Below are 13,844 nucleotides of genomic sequence, written 5' to 3' on the forward strand. Positions count from 1 at the left end.
ACGTGCCAACGATCGTCAGGCCACAGGATAGTGCCAGGACGGATGCTGCTGCTTTCGTCAGAAATGTCGTTCTCAATTCAGTCCCCTGTCATGGGTGTGTCGGACAGCCCGAGCTCATGTCAAATAATTCAGCGATACTAGAAGATCGGGCGGTGAATTGGAAGAAAACCACCCGGTCGGAACGACGCACGAATACTTGCTTTTCGCATGGGATTCGGCCGCGTCGAACGCTCAGAAGTTCACACAAAATTATGAAATTATTGGTTAATTTTTTGTGGAATTTTGCGTTGCAATTGAGGCGTAAAAATCGGCCGAAAAACATTGGCAAGGCGCGTGATATAAATAGCACGGGAATTTGCGGCCTGGAAAGATCGAGTCGACGCAACTTTCAGGAGACTTCTCTTTGCTGTTTTCTTACCGGCGGATCGGCCTTATAACAACGCGGATTTTCGAACGGAGCGGCAGCTCCACGGTCCCACGAAAGGCAGCAGAATGACTTCCACCCGTAAGGAAACCGACACGTTTGGCGCGATCGACGTTGCCAGCGACCGGTACTGGGGCGCACAGGCGCAGCGCTCGCTCGGCAACTTCAAGATTGGCTGGGAAAAGCAGCCGATGTCGATCGTCCGCGCGCTGGGCATCGTCAAGCAGGCAGCCGCCCGCGCCAATATGCAGCTCGGCGGGCTCGACGCCGATCTCGGTAAAGTGATCGTCGCCGCCGCGCAGGAAGTCATCGACGGCAAGCTCGATGCGCATTTCCCGCTGGTCGTCTGGCAGACCGGCTCCGGCACCCAGTCGAACATGAATGCCAACGAAGTGGTTTCCAACCGGGCAATCGAAATGCTCGGCGGCGTCATGGGCTCGAAGAAGCCGGTGCATCCGAACGATCACGTCAACATGAGCCAGTCGTCCAACGACACCTATCCGACGGCGATGCATGTCGCCTGCGCCGAGCAGATCGTCCACCACCTGCTGCCGGGCCTGCGCCACCTGCACGAGGCTCTGGAAGCCAAGGTCAAGGCTTTTGCCCACATCATCAAGATCGGCCGCACCCACACGCAGGATGCCACGCCGCTGACGCTCGGCCAGGAATTTTCCGGCTATGCAGCCCAGGTCGGCTCGGCCATCAAGCGTATCGAACTGACGCTGCCCGGTCTCTATGAACTCGCCCAGGGCGGCACGGCCGTCGGCACCGGCCTTAATGCACCGATCGGCTTTGCCGAGAAAGTTGCCGAAGAGATCGCGGCGATCACCGGCCTGCCCTTCGTCACCGCGCCTAACAAGTTCGAGGCGCTGGCCGCCCACGATGCCATGGTATTCGCCCACGGCGCCATCGCGGCTGCTGCCGCCGCCCTGTTCAAGATCGCCAACGACATCCGCTTCCTCGGCTCCGGCCCACGCGCCGGTCTGGGCGAACTGTCGCTGCCGGAAAACGAACCGGGCTCGTCGATCATGCCGGGCAAGGTCAATCCGACCCAGTCGGAAGCCCTGACACAGGTCTGCGCCCACATCTTCGGCAACAATGCCGCCATCACTTTCGCCGGCAGCCAGGGCCACTTCGAGCTCAATGTCTTCAATCCAATGATGGCCTACAATTTCCTGCAGTCCGTCCAGCTCCTCGGCGACGCCGCCGTCTCCTTCACCGACAATTGCGTCGTCGGCATCGAGGCGCGCGAGGATAACATCCGCAAGGGTGTCGAGAACTCGCTGATGCTGGTGACAGCGTTGAACGGGCGCCTCGGCTACGATGCCTGCGCCAAGATCGCAAAGACCGCCCACAAGAACGGCACCACGCTGCGCGAGGAAGCCGTTGGCGGAGGATATCTCAGCAACGAGGAGTTCGACACACTGGTTCGGCCTGAAAACATGATCGGCCCGAAGTAACATTCGGCCCTCGCATCCCGGCTTCGGCCGGGATGCCCAACGCAACCAAAACATTTAATTAGATAAATATAATATTAACTTCCGGTAGACTTTTCTTGCCAACAAAGACAAAATCTGCAACCGCACTTTCAATAATTACAATTATATTCAATAGCTTAACAGTATTCGCAGGATTTCATTACTAATTTCCAGCAAGGTTACCCTTAATCTTTTCAAAAGAAATTTAGGCTACATAAACCATAGTCATTTAAATCCTTAGGAGTTCGCCAATGAGCACGGTGATTGCGTCCAAGTCGCAAATTCCCGACGTGGCAGGACAGATCATCTATGCTATGCGAGCTATGGGCGTTGCTCCGATCCCGCGCAATTACGAGCTTTTCTACGAAGCCTATATTGGCTCCAACCCAGCTCTCACCCGTGACTTGGCAGCACTTGGCAGCAACGCCACGCAGGAAGAGATCGATCTTCTCGGCAGCCAGTATTTTTCACATTCCACACGGATCTACGACGACGCCCATTCGCGAATCATAAACGAGCTGGATGGCGTCCTGCGCACCCTGAAGCAGGAACAGACATCGCTTTCCAGCTACAACAAGCTCCTCGGCGAAACCTTCGCCCGTATCACCTCGAAGACCGCCAACAGCGCCGACCTGCTGCGCAATGCGATTGACATGCTGACCGAAGCCACCGGCGACACTATGGCGCGCGGCGAAAAGACGGTTGAGGATGTTGCCCAGCGCTCTCAGGAGATGGATCAGGTTCGCAAGGAACTCGACGAATATAAGCGCATCGCCAACACCGATTCCCTGACGCGCCTCTCCAACCGCCGCGCCTTCGATGACCGCCTCGCATCGGTGTTCGACAATCCGATGGCTAAGTCCGTCACGGCGCTGGTGTTATGCGACATCGACAATTTCAAGAAGGTCAACGACAACTTCGGCCATCCGGTCGGCGACAAGATCCTGGCGACAGTCGCGTCAGTAATCCGCGCCAACGTCCGTCGTGACGTCTTCGTTGCCCGCACCGGCGGCGAGGAATTCGCCCTGATCATCGATGGCAATACGGCTGACGAGGTGATGGCGATCTGCGAGCGGATCCGCCGCACTCTCGAATCGACCCCCTTCCGCAATTCGCGCACCCGCGTCGACTACGGGCCGATCACCATGTCGCTTGGCGTCTGCATGGCGTCGGAAGCGAAGGATCCGGGCGAACTCTACAGCAACACCGATATCGCGCTCTATCAGGCCAAAAATTCCGGACGCAACTGCACGTCGCAATATCAGAGCGGCATGCAGAAGGATTTCAGCAAGAGCTGGCTGATCTACAAGAACTGAGCCTCGATACCGAGGCCGGTCAGCGCTGCCGCAAGGTCTGTGAACTGTGCCGCAGCGACACGAATTCCCACAGCGCCACCCCTACAAGAATGCCGGTCGCAAGGATTGCCAGGTCGAACCTGTCGACCCGCGACGCGAGCATCATCGACAGCAGCAGAACAGCAATACCAACAAGATGCGACAGCGGCGGACGGTTGCCGGTGGTCGCCTTGAACCAGAGATTACCGCATAGGAAAATCAGCGGGCCACCGAGGATAGCGCCGGCAACGCCTAGGTCCGCCACATCGTCCGGATGCGTCAGGGCGAGCTCGTTGGCGACCACGGTGACGATAATACCGGCGAGAATAGGGATATGCGCGTAGGTGAACGCCTGCCTCGCGAGACTGCCGGGCAACTCGGCATGCTCAATCCGATGGGCGGCACGCTCGTGGCCGAACTGGAAGTAGATCCACCACATCGCCACAGTGCCGGCGAAAACGCAAACGAGCATCATCATGCTCTGCGGCACGAGCGGCATCTCGGAGAAGGTCTCCCCGGCCTCGAGAATGGCCTCGCCGAGGCAGATGATGATGAACAGCGCGCAGCGTTCCGCCAGGTGTGCGCCCGAGACGTTCCAGTCCGCAGGCGTCGAGCGCCCGAGGCCCGGCACCAAGAAACCGGCGGCTGGTGCTGCATATTCGATCGCCAGCGCTACCAGCCAGCACACCAGCCGTACCTCTCCCTCTTCCAGGCCACCGGCGATCCAGAAGACGCCGGACAACAACAGCCAGACGGTGATGCGCAGGAAATTGCGGTGATTGGAGGGGGCGGCGTGGCGCAGCGCGTAGACCGCGAACAGCGAGCGCCCTACCTGCATGAACACGAATGCGCCCGCAAACATCAGGCCCTTCTCGCCGAACGCCTCGGGGATCGATGCCGAGAGAATCAACCCGGCGAGCATCAGCACGAACAGCATCACCCGCACCGGCTGCCGGTCCGGATCGAGCCAGTTGGTGACCCAGGTTGTGAATATCCACACCCACCAGACGGCGAGCGTCAGCAGCAGCGCCTGAAGTACGCCGAGCACGGTGAAATGCTCGTAAAGCGCATGGGCGAGCTGAGATATCGAGAACACAAACACGAGGTCGAAAAACAACTCGACGAACGAGACCCGGTGCTCGTTCCGGCTCCCCTTCTGACGTAACCATCCATCTGCTTTACGACCGGTCATACTCTATCCCCACCTGATGTTCTCAGTGCTGGCCGACCCTGTCGCGACTCAGGCCTTTGTCGGCCAGTTCGCTCTCGTAGGCTGCCATCAGCGCCGGCCCATTCTCACCCAGCTCTCGCAGATAGGTCCAAGTGAAAATGCCGGTGTCGTGAAGGTCGTCGAAGCCGATGCGGACCGCATAATTTCCGGTTGGCGTAATCGTCATGATGCCGACATCGCGCTTGCCGGCAACGGTCACCTTCTGGCCGGGTCCGTGCCCCTGAACCTCGGCAGACGGGGATGTCACCCGCATCAGTTCGGCCGGAATGTCGAAACTGGCGCCATCGTTGAAAGTCACCAGCAATCGTTGCCGATCCTTCGATACCCGCAACTCGGTCGGCCAAATCCCGCTCATACTGCGCCCCACTCTTTGCTACAACCGCAGGACTAGGCTGCGGCCGCACCGCGCGCAAGACTCTTTTCTCGAGCATTTGCCTTGACGCAACAAGCCAGTCGTCCCAGTTATGTTCAATCACGGAGATATATTTGTGAACAGCATCGTCGGCACTATCGCCAGCGCCTCTCCACTTTCGGCAAGCCCTTCCTCCATGATCGACCCCTTCGGTCGGATGGTCAGTTACCTGCGCGTTTCCGTGACGGACCGCTGCGACTTCCGCTGCACCTATTGCATGGCGGAAAACATGACGTTCCTGCCGAAGAAGGACCTTCTGACGCTGGAAGAGCTGGACCGGCTCTGTTCGGCATTCATCGCCAAGGGCGTGCGCAAGATCCGGCTCACCGGCGGCGAACCACTCGTCCGCAAGAACATCATGCAGCTGATCCGCAGCCTCGGCGACAAGGTCAAGTCCGGCGCGCTGGAGGAGCTGACGCTGACCACCAACGGCTCGCAGCTCGCCCGTTTCGCAGACGAGCTTTACGCCTGCGGCGTGCGCCGTATCAACGTTTCGCTCGACACGCTGGATGCCGACAAGTTCAAGGAAATCACCCGCTGGGGCGATATCGCCCGGGTGATGGAAGGTATCGATGCCGCCCTTGCCGCCGGCCTCAAGATCAAGCTCAATGCCGTCGCGCTGAAAGGCTTCAACGAAACGGAAATTCCCGACCTGCTGCGGTTTGCCCATGCACGCGGCATGGACCTCACCGTCATCGAGACGATGCCGATGGGCGAGATCGAGGAAGACCGCACTGATCGGTATCTTCCCTTATCCAAGGTGAAGTCGGATCTGGAAAAGCAGTTTACCCTGACTGATATCGGCTATCGCACCGGCGGCCCTGCCCGCTATGTCACCGTCGAGGAAACCGGCGGCCGGCTGGGTTTCATCACCCCGCTCACCCATAATTTCTGTGAAAGCTGCAACCGCGTCCGCCTGACCTGCACCGGCACGCTCTACATGTGTCTCGGCCAGAACGACGCCGCAGACCTGCGCGCCGCCCTTCGCGCGACCCCCGACGACGAACTCCTCAGCATGGCAATCGACGAGGCCATCCGCCGCAAGCCGAAAGGCCACGACTTCATCATCGACCGCACCCACAACCGCCCCGCCGTCGCCCGCCACATGAGCGTCACCGGCGGGTGATATTTTTCTGCACGGTCCTTCGTCCGGCTACCTGCCAGTGCCGCTCTCTGTAACCGAACTGCCGGACCCATCGGGGGATACCGCATCGCACAAACGATTTTCCCGATAACCTTTCCGTCACAGATTCCCAATCGCCGCTTTCCCGCGTAGACACTGCCACGCAAACCGGTGGAAGTGACCAATGGCCCGATCGAAGAATACGGAAGGTGCGCTGTATATGGCAGCGGCCATGGCGGCCTTTTCCTGCAGCGATGCCCTGTCCAAATCTGTCATCTCGGTCATGAATGCCGGCGAGATCATGTTGCTGCGCGGCCTGCTCACCAGCGTCATGGTCTACCTGATCGCCAGACACCTGGGCGCGCTGCGTTCGTTCAAGGTCATTGCCCAGCCGATGATCCTGCTGCGGGTGGTCTGCGAGGCGCTGGCGGCCGCTACCTACATCTCGGCGCTCGGCATGATGCCGATTGCCAATGCCTCGGCGATCATCCAGGCTTTGCCGCTGGCCGTGACGCTCGGCGCCGCATTGTTCCTGAAAGAGCCGGTCGGCTGGCGGCGCTGGTCGGCAATCACGGTCGGGTTTCTCGGCGTGCTGGTCATCGTCCGTCCCGGGCCGGAGGGTTTCACGCCGGCAGCGTTGATCGTCATCGCCAGCGTCTTCATCACCGCCGCCCGCGATCTCGCCACCCGTTGCGTCGACAAGCAGGTGCCGTCGCTGATGGTGACCGTCTGCACGGCCATCGGCGTGTCGCTGATCGGCGGCATCCTCGTCGTGCCGCTGGGCGGCTGGCATAGCCCAGGTCCGGTCGCGCTGATGCATCTGGCGCTGGCGTCGGTGATGGTGCTTGCCGGCTACCAGACGGCGATCCTTGCGATGCGCACCGGCGACATCGCCGTCGTTGCGCCGATGCGCTATCTCAGCCTGATTTTCGCAGCCCTGCTCGGCATGATATTCTTCGGCGAGATGCCTGATCTGTGGACGGCGGTCGGCGCGGCCATTGTCATCGCCTCCGGCCTCTATACTTTCTACCGCGAAAGCCGGCGCAAACACGCCAGCCAGCTGGCACAAAGATCGGATCCGCGCGTTCCCGTCTGACAGAGGAACAAGACACGATGGTGTTCGCGACAGAAAAGCTGCCCTGCGTCATCCTTGCGGGCGGCCGCTCGAGCAGGATGGGAAGCAACAAGGCATTGGCAACCGTCGGCGGCGTGCCGCTTATTGCGCACATCGTTGCCCGCATGACCCCGCAGTCGAGCGAGGTCGCCGTCAATGCGCCGCTGGACTTCGAAGGCGGCGAGGGCCTGCGCCGGGTGCCCGACACCCTCCCCGGACAATTGGGCCCGCTGGCCGGCGTGCTGGCCGCCATGCGCGATACAGAGGCGAACCATCCCGCCGCCAGCCATGTCCTGACCGTGCCGACCGATGGCCCGTTCCTGCCGACGGACCTGATGGCACGGCTTGCCGATGCCCGCCACGACGGACAGACCATCGCCATCGCCTCGTCGAGCGGCGAGCAGCACCCTATCGTTGCCCTTTGGCCGGTGTCGCTGGCCGACGAACTCGAGCGCTGGATACTTTCGGATGGAAAGCGGCGGGTGCGCGACTTCCAGCGGCGCTATCCGCTGGCCGAAGTCATCTTCCCGCTGATCCAGACGGAAAACGGCACCATCGATCCCTTTCTCAACGTCAACACACCAGAGGAACTCGCCGCCGCCGAGCTCTGGCTGCAGGCTCTGCACCGATGACAGCGCCGAAGATTTTTGGCATTGCCGGCTGGAAGAACTCCGGCAAGACGGGGCTCGCGGTCCGCCTCGTCACCGAGTTCACCCGTCGCGGCTACCGGATCTCGACGATCAAGCATGCCCACCATGACTTCGACATCGACAAGGTCGGCGCCGACAGCTTCCGTCACCGCGAGGCCGGCGCCCATGAAGTGGCGCTGGTGTCGGGCACGCGGTACGCCATCATGCACGAGATGCGCGGCGCACCGGAGCCGGGCTTCGACGAGATCCTCGCCCGCCTCGCCCCCTGCGATCTGGTTCTGGTCGAGGGCTACAAGCGCGAGCCGATCCCCAAGATCGAAGCCCGCCGGTCGGCATCGGCCAACCGCGAACCTTTGGCACCGCAGGACCCGCATATCGTCGCAATCGCCGCCGATCACGCAGTCCTCGACGACAGATTGCCCGTGTTCGACCTCGACGACACAATGGCCATCGCCGACTTCATCGCCACGACCGTCGGCCTGGAAAAGCCGAGCCCATAAAAAAGCCGCCGAATTTCTCCAGCGGCGCAGACTGATGACAAAGCTATGATCTAATAACTCTGCAGGTTACTCGGGAAATTGAGCCGGTTGTCAAACTCCCCTCATCCTCGCCCTTGTGGCGGGGATCCAGTCAGCTCAAGTCTTTGAGCTGAAAGAGTCTTTTGACCCGACAGACGTCGTGTCGCTGGATCCCCGCCACAAGGGCGAGGATGAGGGAGAGTAAGGTATCGCTCTCGTCAAACACGCTTCTTCAGGGTTTGTCATCAGTCTGAGCCGCCGGATTTCTCCGGCGGCGTATTTTCTTCATCAGGACAGGTGGTTAGCGGACGGCGACAGGGCGGACCAGCGCCGTGACGCGGCGGATGGTGACGCGGCGGTTTTCCTGCTCCGGTCCCGGCGTGTTGATCTTCAGGTACTGCTCGCCATAGCCCTGCGTCGCAAGGTTTTCGGGCGGGATGCCGTAGACGTCGGTCAGCACGTTTGCGACGGATTCGGCGCGCTGGTCCGAAAGGATCAGGTTACTCTGGGGCGTACCCACGGCATCCGTATGACCCTCGATCAGGAAGGTCTCGGTCGGATCCTTCTTGACGATACTGCCGATGGCCTCGGCAATTCCGCGCAACGTCTTTGCCTGCTCCATCGGGATTTCGGCACTGCCCGTCGCAAAGGTGATCGTATCGAGATCGATACGCCGCACCTTGTCACGAATACGAGCCGAATATCGGACCTCGTTCAGCGAATAGACACGCTCGACCGGCTCGACCGGAGGCTTGCGCAGGAAGTCGTAGTAATCCTGGTCCTGATCGGCACTGGTATCGATGATGTACTGGTTGAGCGGAATGCGCAGGCGCATCGGCGGCAGTTCATCACCGGGATCGCGGTAATAGTCGTCCTGATCCGGCGAATTCTCCAGTTCGGGCGAATAGAACAGCACGTATTCCCGGCCGCGTGCATCGATGCGCGAGCGCTGGATGATATCGCCGTAGCGATTGCGCACGGTGACGATGCGGTCGCCGTCGGGACGGTCGATCGTCTCGCGGTAACGGTCGCGGGGCAGCTGCTCGTAGACCGGGCGTTCGCCGTCACGCACGAAGCGCTGCGTATCGTCGTGCCGGACGAAGACGTTGTCGCCGAAGTTGACGATGACGCGGTTGTCCTGGCGGTCGTCGATGCGCACGCCCTGGGGCGAGACGTAATCCGGCTGCCGATCCATGCGACGACCCTGCTCGCTGGTGACGGCCTCCATCTTTACAGGTGGCGCCTGGTTGCCGCCGGCTGCACGTTGCGCGTCGGCATCGGATGTCGGCGCACGGACGTTGGCAGGTGCTGGCGGAGCAGGCTGGCCCGGTGCGGCCGCTGCCGGCTGCCCGGGAGCCGGGGGCTGGCCGGGAGCGCCCGGCTGACCTGCGCCCGGCTGGCCACGGTGACCGCGACGCGCGGCATCCTTGTCGCTGTCGAGGACGGCAGTGCCGTTCTGGACGGGCAGGATGACGGGGCCGCTGCCTGCGCCGGCAGCAGCCGGGTTCTCGGCGATCTTCTGACGACGCTGCAGTTCGGCTGGCGAAACCTGCTCGCCGGCAGTGCTGGGCGCTGCCGGTGCTGCGGCTGCCGGTGCGGCACCGTTGGCTGCAGGGGCGACGGCTGCTCCGGGTGCCGGCTTGCCGGGGGTAACCGGTTCGGTGCCTGGGGCCACCTGGCGCTGGCCAGCCGCTGCGGGTGGCTGTTCGGCGGCAGGCTTGGCAGGCGCAACGCCTTCAGCGGCCGGTGCCGGAGGCTTCTCGGCGTTCGGGGCGACCTTTTCGGCCGGCATGACGGGCTTTACGGGCTTCTCACCCGGCGTTGCAGGCGCCGGCGCTGCCTCACCATTGGCCTCTGCAGGCTTCTGGTGCTTGCCGGCTGGCGGCGGTGCAGGCGCTGCCGGCTCTGCTGCGGGGGCTTCGGCTGCCTTGGAGCGAACAGCAGGCGCTTCGGCCGCAGGCTTCCTGGTTTCGGGCTGTGCCTCTGGCTCGGCTGCCGCAGGCTTCTCGGCCTTCGGAGGCTTCGGCGCTTCCAGTTCCTGTACCTTCGGCTTTGCAGGGGCAGCTTCCGGCTCGGCAGGCTTTTCGGCCTTCGGCGGCTTCGGTGCTTCCATTTCGACGGGCTTTTCAGCCTTCGGTGGCTTCGGCGCTTCCGGTTCAGCCGGCTTCTCAGCCTTCGGCTCTACCGGCTTCTCGGCCTTCGGCTCTGGAGGCTTCTCAGCCTTGGGCTCTACCGGCTTCTCGGCTCTGGGCTCTGCGGGCTTTTCAGCCTTGGGCGCTTCGGGCTCACCATGCTTTTCGGCCTTCGGCGGCTCCTTGCCGGGCTCCTCAGCGCCGGGCTTCTTTTTCTTCTTGGGGTCCTGCTCGTCTTCCGCAGGCTCGGCTGTCGCCTGCGCTACCTCGAACGATGCAGCATTGTCCGCTTGCCGGACAGTGGTGTTGACGGTGCCGCCGACCAGCATCGCGGCGTGTACCGGCTGCAGCATCAGCGACAGGGACAGCAGCGGAAAGGCGGCACTGGCGAACAATCTTGATCTGGTACCCACGGAATTTCCTCTTCGTTTCTTGTCGTTCTGGTCTTGTCGTTATGGCGAACCGAATTTCTCGATCCGGCCGCCCTCGGGTGTCTTGTTCCGATACATTCGGGCCAATTTGCGGTCGGGCGCATCCAAAGGGTATCGGCCTTCATTTTGTTCCGCTTTTCTAAAGTCCGTGAAATGAATCCCCGATGAATGTTGCGTGCAGCCACCGTTCACATGGCCTCCGGGCGCGGAAACTGTGCACTGCATCATCGACAGATGATTCCGGTTGCAATTCTCTCGAAAAGAGGAAAATTATCTCCGCAAGGCGGTCCTCGCGATTTCCGCCCCATTCAAACCGCGCGCGGAAAACAAGAACACCCCGCGGTCACCAACAGAGAGGATCCACATGCGCAACTCAACCCGTCTCTTCGCCGCAGCGTCGCTCGCAGCGATGTCGCTCTTTTCCGGCGTGGCCATGGCCGACGGCGACACGCTGACCATCGGCACCGATGCGACCTACCCGCCCTTCGAATCGCTGGATTCAGCCGGCAAGTTCCAGGGCTTCGACATCGACATCGCCAACGCCTTGTGCGACCAGATGAAAGTCAAGTGCACGATCGTCAACCAGGATTTCGACGGCATCATTCCTGCCCTGCAGGCGAAGAAGTTCGACATGATCGTCTCCTCCATGTCGATCACGCCTGAGCGCTTGAAGTCGATCGACTTCACCAACAAGATCTACAACACCCCACCTGCCATTGCCGTGCCGAAGGATTCCAAGGTCACGGAAGCGACCGACGCCGGCCTCAAGGGCAAAACCATCGGCGCCCAGTCGTCGACAACCCATGCCAACTATGCGACGGCCCACCTGAAGGATGCCGAACTGAAGCTGTACCCGACCGCTGACGAGTACAAGCTCGACATGACGAACGGCCGTATCGATGCCGTCATCGACGACGTTGTCGTCCTGTCGGAATGGGTCAAGTCGGATGCCGGCAGCTGCTGCAAGATGCTCGGCACCCTGCCAATCGATCCGGTTATCAACGGCGAAGGCGCCGGCATTGGCGTCCGCAAGGGCGACGATGCGCTGAAGACCAAGCTCAACACCGCGCTTGCCGCCATCCGCGCCGACGGCACCTACAAGAAGATCCAGGACAAGTATTTCGACTTCGACGTTTACGGAAAGTAATCGCCGGGTTTAGATGCGATGCAAAATACTGGCGGCGGGAGGCTTGCTCTTCCGCCGTTTTTATTTGAGAACTGTCGGTAATAGTAAGCGACGAAACAGTCGCGAGGGGAAATAAAGGCATGAGCGGAGCGTTTTCCGCCCTCGGATCCCTGTGGGATCGGATGAGCACTATCTTCGATCCTTTATGCGGGCCGGTCGGCCTTTTCAGTCTGTTCGGTTCGGGAACGGTCATCGCCTGCGGCGATACAGGCTGGGGCGACGAGATTGCCCTCGGCATGAAGGTCACCATCGTCGTCGCGCTGTCCACCCTGCCGGTCGGCCTTGCCATCGGCTTCCTCGTGGCGCTCGGCCAGCAGTCGGAAGAAAAGTCCGTACGGCTGGCGGCCAGCATCTACACGACGATCTTCCGCGGTCTTCCCGAACTGCTAACGCTGTTCATCGTCTATTACGGCATCCAGATCGCCCTCCAGAGCCTGCTTGCCTCTCTCGGCTACGAGGGACGCGTCGAGATCAATGCCTTCGTGGCCGGCATGCTGGCTCTCTCGGTGGTGTTTTCCGCCTATTGCGCCGAAGTCCTGCTGTCGGCATTCCGCGCCATCCCCAAGGGCCAGTACGAGGCTGGCGATTCGTTGGGCCTCGGACGGTTTCGCACCATGCAGCTGATCGTCCTGCCGCAGCTGATCCGTATCGCCCTGCCCGGCCTCGGGAACCTCTGGATGAACCTCCTGAAGGACACCTCCTACGTCTCGATCATCGGCCTGACCGACATCCTGCGCCAGACCGGCATCGCGGTGCGCGTCACCAAGGATGCCTTCGGCTTCTACCTGCTGGCCTGCGGCCTCTACCTGTTCCTTGCCATCGTCTCGTCGGTCGGCCTCGGCTTTGTCGACCGGTGGACCAAGCGTTCGGAGGCATCGCGATGAGCTATTCGAAGGCCCTTATCCCGCCACGCGCGCCGCCACCGGAAGCGATGACCCGGATGCGACCGGCCCGGATGACGGGCTACATCGTCGTGACCCTCTGGGCCCTCCTCGGTGTTGCCCTGCTGGCGATGATGATTACCAACTGGGACAACGAGAAATTCTTCAAATACGGGCCGCGCTTCGTGCATGGCCTGATAACGACGCTCGAACTGGTGGCCTTCTCGATCGTCTTCGGCGCCGTGCTGTCGGTACCGCTGGCATTTGCCCGCATGTCGAAGAACCGGCTGTTCAGCGGCTTTGCCTATGTCTACGTCTACGTCTTTCGTGGAACGCCGATCCTCGCCCAGCTTTTCCTGATCTACTACGGCCTCGGCAGCTTTCGGCCCGAATGGCAGTCGGTCGGCCTCTGGTGGTTCTTTCGCGAGGCTTGGTATTGCGGGCTGCTGTCGCTGACACTGAACACCGCTGCCTACCAGACGGAAATCCTGCGTGGCGCCATCATCAGCGTCTCCAAGGGCCAGCACGAGGCAGCCTCGTCGCTCGGCATCCCCAAGCTGGTAGCCTTCTTCAAGATCATCCTGCCGCAGGCACTGATCGTCGCGCTTCGCCCCTACGGCAACGAAATCATCCTGATGGTAAAGGGCTCGGCGGTCGTTGCCATCATCACCGTCTTCGACCTCATGGGTGAAACGCGCTATGCCTTCTCCCAGACCTACGATTACCAGAGCTACCTCTGGGCGGCGATCTTCTACCTCAGCATCGTCGAAATCCTGCGCCATTTCCTGGAATGGACAGAACGCCGGCTGACACGGCACCTCGTCCGGTAAGGGCGAGGTCCGACACGCTGGCAGCACTCCCCTTGGAGAACTGCTAACCTGTTGATTACCGTCACAAAAATGTCTTGAAAAGGCATTTCCGAAAGCTTCG

General features: G+C 61.2%; 12 protein-coding genes. 9 read left to right on the forward strand and 3 right to left on the reverse strand.

The genetic code is table 11. The features are described from left to right. Positions 1-492 precede the first annotated feature (492 nt). Positions 493-1,884, forward strand: coding sequence for a class II fumarate hydratase (gene fumC, locus J5289_RS11910; RefSeq protein WP_209183886.1), 1,392 nt, complete (start codon positions 493-495; stop codon positions 1,882-1,884). Positions 1,885-2,153: 269 nt separating this feature from the next. Beyond that, positions 2,154-3,218 carry a GGDEF domain-containing protein gene (locus J5289_RS11915; protein WP_209183887.1) on the forward strand — a complete coding sequence of 355 codons (1,065 nt, stop codon included), beginning with the start codon at positions 2,154-2,156 and terminating at the stop codon, positions 3,216-3,218. Positions 3,219-3,237: 19 nt separating this feature from the next. Here J5289_RS11915 and J5289_RS11920 read toward each other — a convergent pair whose 3' ends face one another. Then, positions 3,238-4,428, reverse strand: coding sequence for a low temperature requirement protein A (locus J5289_RS11920; protein WP_209206542.1), 1,191 nt, complete (start codon positions 4,426-4,428; stop codon positions 3,238-3,240). 22 nt (positions 4,429-4,450) lie between these two features. After that, complete coding sequence (locus J5289_RS11925; RefSeq protein WP_209183889.1) at positions 4,451-4,822, reverse strand: gamma-butyrobetaine hydroxylase-like domain-containing protein; 372 nt, start codon at positions 4,820-4,822, stop codon at positions 4,451-4,453. A gap of 109 nt (positions 4,823-4,931) precedes the next feature. Between J5289_RS11925 and moaA the strand changes: the two genes are divergently transcribed. The 4 genes from moaA (at position 4,932) to mobB (ending at position 8,266) form a co-directional block, all read left to right on the forward strand. Then, positions 4,932-6,005 (forward strand): GTP 3',8-cyclase MoaA, encoded by a 1,074-nt coding sequence (moaA, locus tag J5289_RS11930; protein ID WP_247749097.1) that lies wholly within the window; start codon positions 4,932-4,934, stop codon positions 6,003-6,005. 181 nt (positions 6,006-6,186) lie between these two features. Next, a complete protein-coding gene (locus tag J5289_RS11935; protein WP_209183891.1) occupies positions 6,187-7,098 on the forward strand; it encodes a DMT family transporter in 912 nt (303 codons plus the stop codon). Positions 7,099-7,115: 17 nt separating this feature from the next. Beyond that, positions 7,116-7,748, forward strand: a complete 633-nt coding sequence (mobA, locus tag J5289_RS11940; RefSeq protein WP_209183892.1) for a molybdenum cofactor guanylyltransferase MobA — start codon at positions 7,116-7,118, stop codon at positions 7,746-7,748. Continuing rightward, a complete protein-coding gene (gene mobB / locus J5289_RS11945) occupies positions 7,745-8,266 on the forward strand; it encodes a molybdopterin-guanine dinucleotide biosynthesis protein B (RefSeq protein ID WP_209183893.1) in 522 nt (173 codons plus the stop codon). The genes mobA and mobB overlap by 4 nt, the downstream gene beginning before the upstream one ends. Positions 8,267-8,585: 319 nt before the next feature. On the opposite strand, the gene J5289_RS11950 is transcribed toward mobB, so the two are convergent. Then, positions 8,586-10,829 (reverse strand): OmpA family protein, encoded by a 2,244-nt coding sequence (locus J5289_RS11950; RefSeq protein ID WP_209187478.1) that lies wholly within the window; start codon positions 10,827-10,829, stop codon positions 8,586-8,588. A 382-nt stretch (positions 10,830-11,211) separates the two neighbouring features. Here J5289_RS11950 and J5289_RS11955 point away from each other — a divergent pair, with 382 nt between their 5' ends. From J5289_RS11955 to J5289_RS11965, 3 genes are all read left to right on the forward strand, one after another. After that, complete coding sequence (locus J5289_RS11955; RefSeq protein WP_142822966.1) at positions 11,212-11,994, forward strand: ABC transporter substrate-binding protein; 783 nt, start codon at positions 11,212-11,214, stop codon at positions 11,992-11,994. 119 nt (positions 11,995-12,113) lie between these two features. After that, complete coding sequence (locus J5289_RS11960; protein WP_209183895.1) at positions 12,114-12,917, forward strand: ABC transporter permease; 804 nt, start codon at positions 12,114-12,116, stop codon at positions 12,915-12,917. Continuing rightward, complete coding sequence (locus tag J5289_RS11965) at positions 12,914-13,744, forward strand: ABC transporter permease (RefSeq protein WP_142822970.1); 831 nt, start codon at positions 12,914-12,916, stop codon at positions 13,742-13,744. Before J5289_RS11960 ends, J5289_RS11965 begins: the two co-directional genes overlap by 4 nt. Positions 13,745-13,844: the final 100 nt, after the last annotated feature.

The organism is Rhizobium sp. B230/85 (assembly GCF_019355735.1).
In the GTDB taxonomy this organism is placed as follows: domain Bacteria; phylum Pseudomonadota; class Alphaproteobacteria; order Rhizobiales; family Rhizobiaceae; genus Rhizobium; species Rhizobium rhododendri.

What these genes read in the sequence shown, in the direction of transcription:
- fumC (WP_209183886.1), top strand. Translation starts at nt 493, where the DNA reads ATGACTTCCACCCGTAAGGAAACCGACACGTTTGGCGCGATCGACGTT.
- J5289_RS11915 (WP_209183887.1), top strand. Translation starts at nt 2,154, where the DNA reads ATGAGCACGGTGATTGCGTCCAAGTCGCAAATTCCCGACGTGGCAGGA.
- J5289_RS11920 (WP_209206542.1), bottom strand. Translation starts at nt 4,428, where the DNA reads ATGACCGGTCGTAAAGCAGATGGATGGTTACGTCAGAAGGGGAGCCGG.
- J5289_RS11925 (WP_209183889.1), bottom strand. Translation starts at nt 4,822, where the DNA reads ATGAGCGGGATTTGGCCGACCGAGTTGCGGGTATCGAAGGATCGGCAA.
- moaA (WP_247749097.1), top strand. Translation starts at nt 4,932, where the DNA reads ATGTTCAATCACGGAGATATATTTGTGAACAGCATCGTCGGCACTATC.
- J5289_RS11935 (WP_209183891.1), top strand. Translation starts at nt 6,187, where the DNA reads ATGGCCCGATCGAAGAATACGGAAGGTGCGCTGTATATGGCAGCGGCC.
- mobA (WP_209183892.1), top strand. Translation starts at nt 7,116, where the DNA reads ATGGTGTTCGCGACAGAAAAGCTGCCCTGCGTCATCCTTGCGGGCGGC.
- mobB (WP_209183893.1), top strand. Translation starts at nt 7,745, where the DNA reads ATGACAGCGCCGAAGATTTTTGGCATTGCCGGCTGGAAGAACTCCGGC.
- J5289_RS11955 (WP_142822966.1), top strand. Translation starts at nt 11,212, where the DNA reads ATGCGCAACTCAACCCGTCTCTTCGCCGCAGCGTCGCTCGCAGCGATG.
- J5289_RS11960 (WP_209183895.1), top strand. Translation starts at nt 12,114, where the DNA reads ATGAGCGGAGCGTTTTCCGCCCTCGGATCCCTGTGGGATCGGATGAGC.
- J5289_RS11965 (WP_142822970.1), top strand. Translation starts at nt 12,914, where the DNA reads ATGAGCTATTCGAAGGCCCTTATCCCGCCACGCGCGCCGCCACCGGAA.